The organism is Pseudomonadota bacterium, assembly GCA_022361155.1.
In the GTDB taxonomy this organism is placed as follows: domain Bacteria; phylum Myxococcota_A; class Polyangia; order Polyangiales; family JAKSBK01; genus JAKSBK01.
This window is the reverse complement of sequence record JAKSBK010000461.1, coordinates 1-4,575: the sequence shown is the minus strand read 5'-3', so window position 1 is coordinate 4,575 and position 4,575 is coordinate 1. Positions and strand designations below refer to the sequence as shown.

Below are 4,575 nucleotides of genomic sequence, written 5' to 3'. Positions count from 1 at the left end.
TTCCCGCTGATGAAAGCGTCGTAGTCTGCGGTTCACCTGAAAGCCTCCCTTCCGGTGTTCTGGTTGAGGTTGTACAACCCCCAAAACACCGGGCTTTCAGGGTTTAATCCCTGCAAAATGAAGAAAAGTGCGCTTGGTCAGGGACTAGAAGGCCGTCGGATGCTTCGCCAGGCGGGGGCAAGAGGAGGGGCCAGCGATGGGCAAGCGCTTGTGCGGCAAGGAGAGGCAGAAGCGATCCCAACCACCGTCGTGGTGGATTTCGTTCCAGTTCGCGTCCGATCATCACGAAGACGATAGGAGCCGCCCAGAAGAGCAGGCGTTCGGTATCGCTTCCTCCAATCCACGATAGCAGGGACACCGCCGCTAGCGCTGCCAGAAGCGGCTGGCGCTCAAGCAGGAACGTTGTTTGCCGCCGCCAGCCGGCCAGCGCCACGAGCAGAAACGGGCCGTATGCTATGAACCACGCCAGCACGTAAGTGTGTGGCTTCTTAGCCACGAAATTGCGTGCGAGGTTTGCCAAAGCTTCACTCTTGTTGCTGATTGCGACTCCTTCGTGAACCAAGCAGGTAACGACGATGCCCCCTATGATTGGAATCAGTCGGGGCCACAGTCGTTTTGGGTCGCCGCGTTGCAGCCTGGGGAGCCAACGCAGCCATCCCTGACGTTCGAATCTGAGCGGGTTCCCAGCGAAAAGGGCCGCTACACCCGCGACGAGAACCGACTCCCGGAAAGCCGCACCCACGGTGCAGCATCCAGCTGCGGCTATGAGAAACCCAACCCGTTCCGTAGCCTGAAAGCGTAGGACGCACCAGAACCCCAAGAACAGCAAGAGGCCTGCAGGGTCATCGACCATGTAGGGACGGTAGGGAAGGAAGCGGACCAAGGAGTGAAATGCCATGACGAAACACAGCACACAGAGCAATCGCACCCAGCGCTGGTTCAAGGTTTCTCGCAGACAGAGCCAGAAAAAGATGACCTGGGCCATGGCCGACGCCAGGCCGATGGCGAGCGAAGCGTTCCTGAGCGACTCGGGCGCGAGCTGCGCCGCCAGCCATGGCTGGCCCACACGGTAGGCGAACGGCGCGCTACCACGAAGCTGCTCGTCAGGTTTGGCAGTGAAGAGCACAGATCCGTCCGCGAACTGACGAGCCAGGTGATGATATGCGGCTCCGTCCCACAAGAACCCCTTCGGGCTACAGGGTGTCTGGAGGAGCAAGGTGACGGCAAGCACGAGCACCGTGCCGCCGACGACCAGTAGCAGCTCCCTGAGCTCAGGCGCAAGACGCAGCATCTTGCAGGCGGCACGGCAGTGTTCGCTGAGCTGGCACGCAGCTATGTCCGAAAACGCTGAATGATGCGCTTCGCTGCACGGAGAACTCCCATGGGAGCGCGGAGTGCCGCGATCTTATCGAGCTTGCCGGCGTGTATATCGCTTCGCGTGGAACGGGTGCCGCCGAGACTTGGATGGGCTACTAGAGTTCTCACGGAGGAGTTCTGGGATCTGAAAGTCGAAAAGGCACCGTCCACGTGCATGGGACCGCCGTCTGGATGACCGGGGGGTCGCGCTAGTACTTTCTGCAGGAAGGTGACCAGGCGCTGGATGCAGGGCTCGGAAACGCCATAGAAATGCGCAAGCATCACGGGGTCGTCGAAAGGCACGAGCATGGTGGGCGCGACTCTGGGAACGCTCAGTGCGTGCCCCAGGTACACCATGTCCCATGGTGTCGACTCGAGTTGCTCCACCACGCCAGCCTGATCGTGCAACAGCTCTCCGTTTACCATGAGATCGTCTTCGAGGACCAGGACCCTACCATGTCCTTGCTCCAAGGCATGCGTCAGGCATCCCAGGTGGCTCAAGAAGCAGCCACGGGCTCCGACACTCGGGAAACCGGCAGGAGATGTAGGTCGACAGGCGTCGAACCAATGCACTTTGCTGTGGAGTCCGCCGAGTTCGCCTGGTGGCGCCGTAGGGTCTGTTTTCAGGCCGATGTGGCGGACACTCCGACGCGATTTAGGTAGACCCATGCGTGTCAGTTCGGTGAGCATATCTCGGCGCCGATCTGCGCGATCGGGCAGATTAATAACATACACACAGTCAAAGTACTCTGCTAACGGTGAACGCATGATGCCTTGTTCCAGCGAGAAACTGCGAGAGCAGTGCCAACCCTCAGCCCACATCCCCCTCATACGTACTGGCGGGCAACGGCTGAATGGCCGCCAACGGTTTTGAGTTTCCATGGTGGCTTTGGCAAGGGTCGCCGGGACGGCCGCAAGGGTCGCCGGGACGCCGGGACGGCCGCCGACCCGACTCTCGATAGAGCGGCCGGTGTCAAGTACATGCAGTGGTCCCCTCCGGCAGCGCGGTGCGCAGTCGGCAATACGAGAAGTGGGCGCCCGCCGAGAGGGACGGCACAGGTACCGTCGGCCCTTTCAACTACCACCGGGACACGGCGCTGTTTGGCGCTTCCCGTGGGACCGAAGACGTGGATCTCGTCGGCCATGGCCACACGTTCGCCCCAGAGCAGCGTGACGGTGAGCCCGATGGCCAACAGCCCGATTTCCGGATGGCCAAGTTGCCCAGGCGACCGAGCTCATCCTTGAGGTCGAGCACGAGTTGACCCTAGCTCCATGACGGTGCAAAAAGGGGGTTGAGCGTCCTTGCAAGGGGGTGTCGGTGGGCCGTCAGGTAGTCACAACGGTTGTCTTCACCCAGGTGGATATGCCCGGGCGATGGCCACCAAGTTGTTGGCGATTGCGGCCCACGCGACCGCTCGGGCCATGCCTTGCTTGCTTCGGTAGCGACCGCGAGCGATGCCGAAGGTGTGCTTGAGCCTTGAGATGCGTGCCTCGCCGCCGGAGCGCCAAGCTCGTGCCCGTTTGAACCAACGTTGTCGTTCGTAGCGTGTTCGGGCTTTGCATTGCGAGTGGCCTTTCGCACTGACAAGCTAGATTCATGTCTTCATGCGCTCAGCGGAGCCGGAGACGGATATCGAGCTCGGCGGCTCGAGGCACTGATTCGGAGGCAATCGGCTTCCAAGGCGAGTGAGCCATGAAGATCGTCTGGCCGGTCTTGGGAATCCTGTGCTCCACGGTGGCAGCGTGCTCGGATGGCGGCTCGACTGCAAGCGCTGGAGGCACGGCGATCGCCGGCCTGCCTGGGTTCGTTGCCGCCGCAGGAACGCCGGGGTCGGCCGGTACGGGGGGAGCAGGACCGGCTCCCGGCCTGGGCGTACCGCTCTGCAGTGCAGGTGTAATCCCCCCCCCTCTACCACGCCAGCTGTGCAACGGCTCGGAAGGAATCCAGCTCGGTTACCGTGTGGAAGCCGGTGGCCAAGAGCTTGCCGAGCGCCGGATGCTACGTGAGAACGGGTACGAGTACTTCTACATTGATGGGCAGTGTAACTACTGGGTATTCGGGGCTTCTTCAATACCCCAGATCAACTTCGTGTCCGTCGTACACGGAGATCTGTGGCCGATGAGAACGGGCCGCCTCGATCCACAGCAGCGCGCCCAGCTTGCACACGATCTGCTGTACGATCGCTGGCCCGAGCTGTATGGGGAGTACAGTCCTCCCGGCTGCCCCCACTGCGGCCGGGAGGTATTTCTGGACGTTGCGGGCTCGATCACCTGCGGGCAGTGCTCGGAGCGGCCGGAGCTCAAGGTGGTCCGCGATGCCGCCCGAGCCTGGTTGCCGCTGCTCTACCGGCTCGGTCAAGACGCCGCCGGCCCCATGCGTATCGTCGCAGCCGACGGGATACGCAGCGACTTTGGGGGACGGGTGCTGCAGTGGACGTTGGACTTCCCGCTGGCGGAGATCACTCTCAAACCCTTCACGGATTCCCGGGGCAGGGGCCGACTGGTCAAGGGAAAGAACGCTGCGAAGGTGCGCGCGATGCGGCAACAGTACATGCACGTTCTTCCTACAGTAACGGACGGATCGGTGCCGGTGGCCGAGCCGGGCAGCAAGGTCTGGGCGCTTTATCTACGTGATGCGATGCCCTTCGAGGACACCGCCGGCACCCTGTGCTTCGGACCCTAGGTCCTAGGAACTTGCCACCACGTCTGAGCCCAATCGCATGAGGACTTCCACATGCTACGGGCTGCCGCAAGCGGTGCCCGTAGCGTTGGCCTTGCCAGTGCCGGTCGCGGTCTCGAGCCTCGCCCCTCCGATGTCCCCTGCGTCGTCCGAGGTGCAGGACCGGATGCAGGGACCGGGTGCGGCGCACGAGACCCCGAGAGCAGCACATTCGCGAGTCCCGCAGGTCGGTACGAACACCCGCGGCCCACCCGCGTAGGCGCAAGGGTTTGGCCATCCACATGCCGTAGCTCGGAAACCTCCGAAGCCTCCGAAGCCTCCGAAGCCTCCGAGACCTCCGAAAACTCCGACACCCCCGACACCCCCGCGAACTCCGAAACCCCCGCGACTGCAGACCCGTCCCTGCCCGCGCGTGACGCCAGAACCCGGACAGGGGCCGGGCAGGCTCTGGTTGCCCCAGCACGCGACGCTGCCTTCGTCCAGTCTTGCACACGTGTGGCGCTGATCTCAACCGTGAGACTCAGCCCGCTCACAGCGAC

The 4,575-nt window shown here is 62.8% G+C and carries 4 protein-coding genes; 2 read left to right on the top strand and 2 right to left on the bottom strand.

Features of this window, described 5'->3' with window-relative positions:
* Positions 1 to 103 precede the first annotated feature (103 nt).
* On the bottom strand, positions 104 to 1,291 hold the full coding sequence (locus MJD61_17375; protein MCG8557034.1) for a hypothetical protein: 1,188 nt from the start codon (positions 1,289 to 1,291) through the stop codon (positions 104 to 106).
* A gap of 41 nt (positions 1,292 to 1,332) precedes the next feature.
* A complete protein-coding gene (locus MJD61_17370) occupies positions 1,333 to 2,046 on the bottom strand; it encodes an LPS biosynthesis glycosyltransferase (GenBank protein MCG8557033.1) in 714 nt (237 codons plus the stop codon).
* A 296-nt stretch (positions 2,047 to 2,342) separates the two neighbouring features.
* Between MJD61_17370 and MJD61_17365 the strand changes: the two genes are divergently transcribed.
* Positions 2,343 to 2,618 (top strand): hypothetical protein, encoded by a 276-nt coding sequence (locus tag MJD61_17365; GenBank protein ID MCG8557032.1) that lies wholly within the window; start codon positions 2,343 to 2,345, stop codon positions 2,616 to 2,618.
* A gap of 431 nt (positions 2,619 to 3,049) precedes the next feature.
* A complete protein-coding gene (locus MJD61_17360) occupies positions 3,050 to 4,039 on the top strand; it encodes a hypothetical protein (protein MCG8557031.1) in 990 nt (329 codons plus the stop codon).
* Positions 4,040 to 4,575: the final 536 nt, after the last annotated feature.

Excerpts from the sequence above, each read along its gene's own strand:
- MJD61_17375 (MCG8557034.1), bottom strand. The coding sequence starts at position 1,291 with ATGCTGCGTCTTGCGCCTGAGCTCAGGGAGCTGCTACTGGTCGTCGGC.
- MJD61_17370 (MCG8557033.1), bottom strand. The coding sequence starts at position 2,046 with ATGCTCACCGAACTGACACGCATGGGTCTACCTAAATCGCGTCGGAGT.
- MJD61_17360 (MCG8557031.1), top strand. The coding sequence starts at position 3,050 with ATGAAGATCGTCTGGCCGGTCTTGGGAATCCTGTGCTCCACGGTGGCA.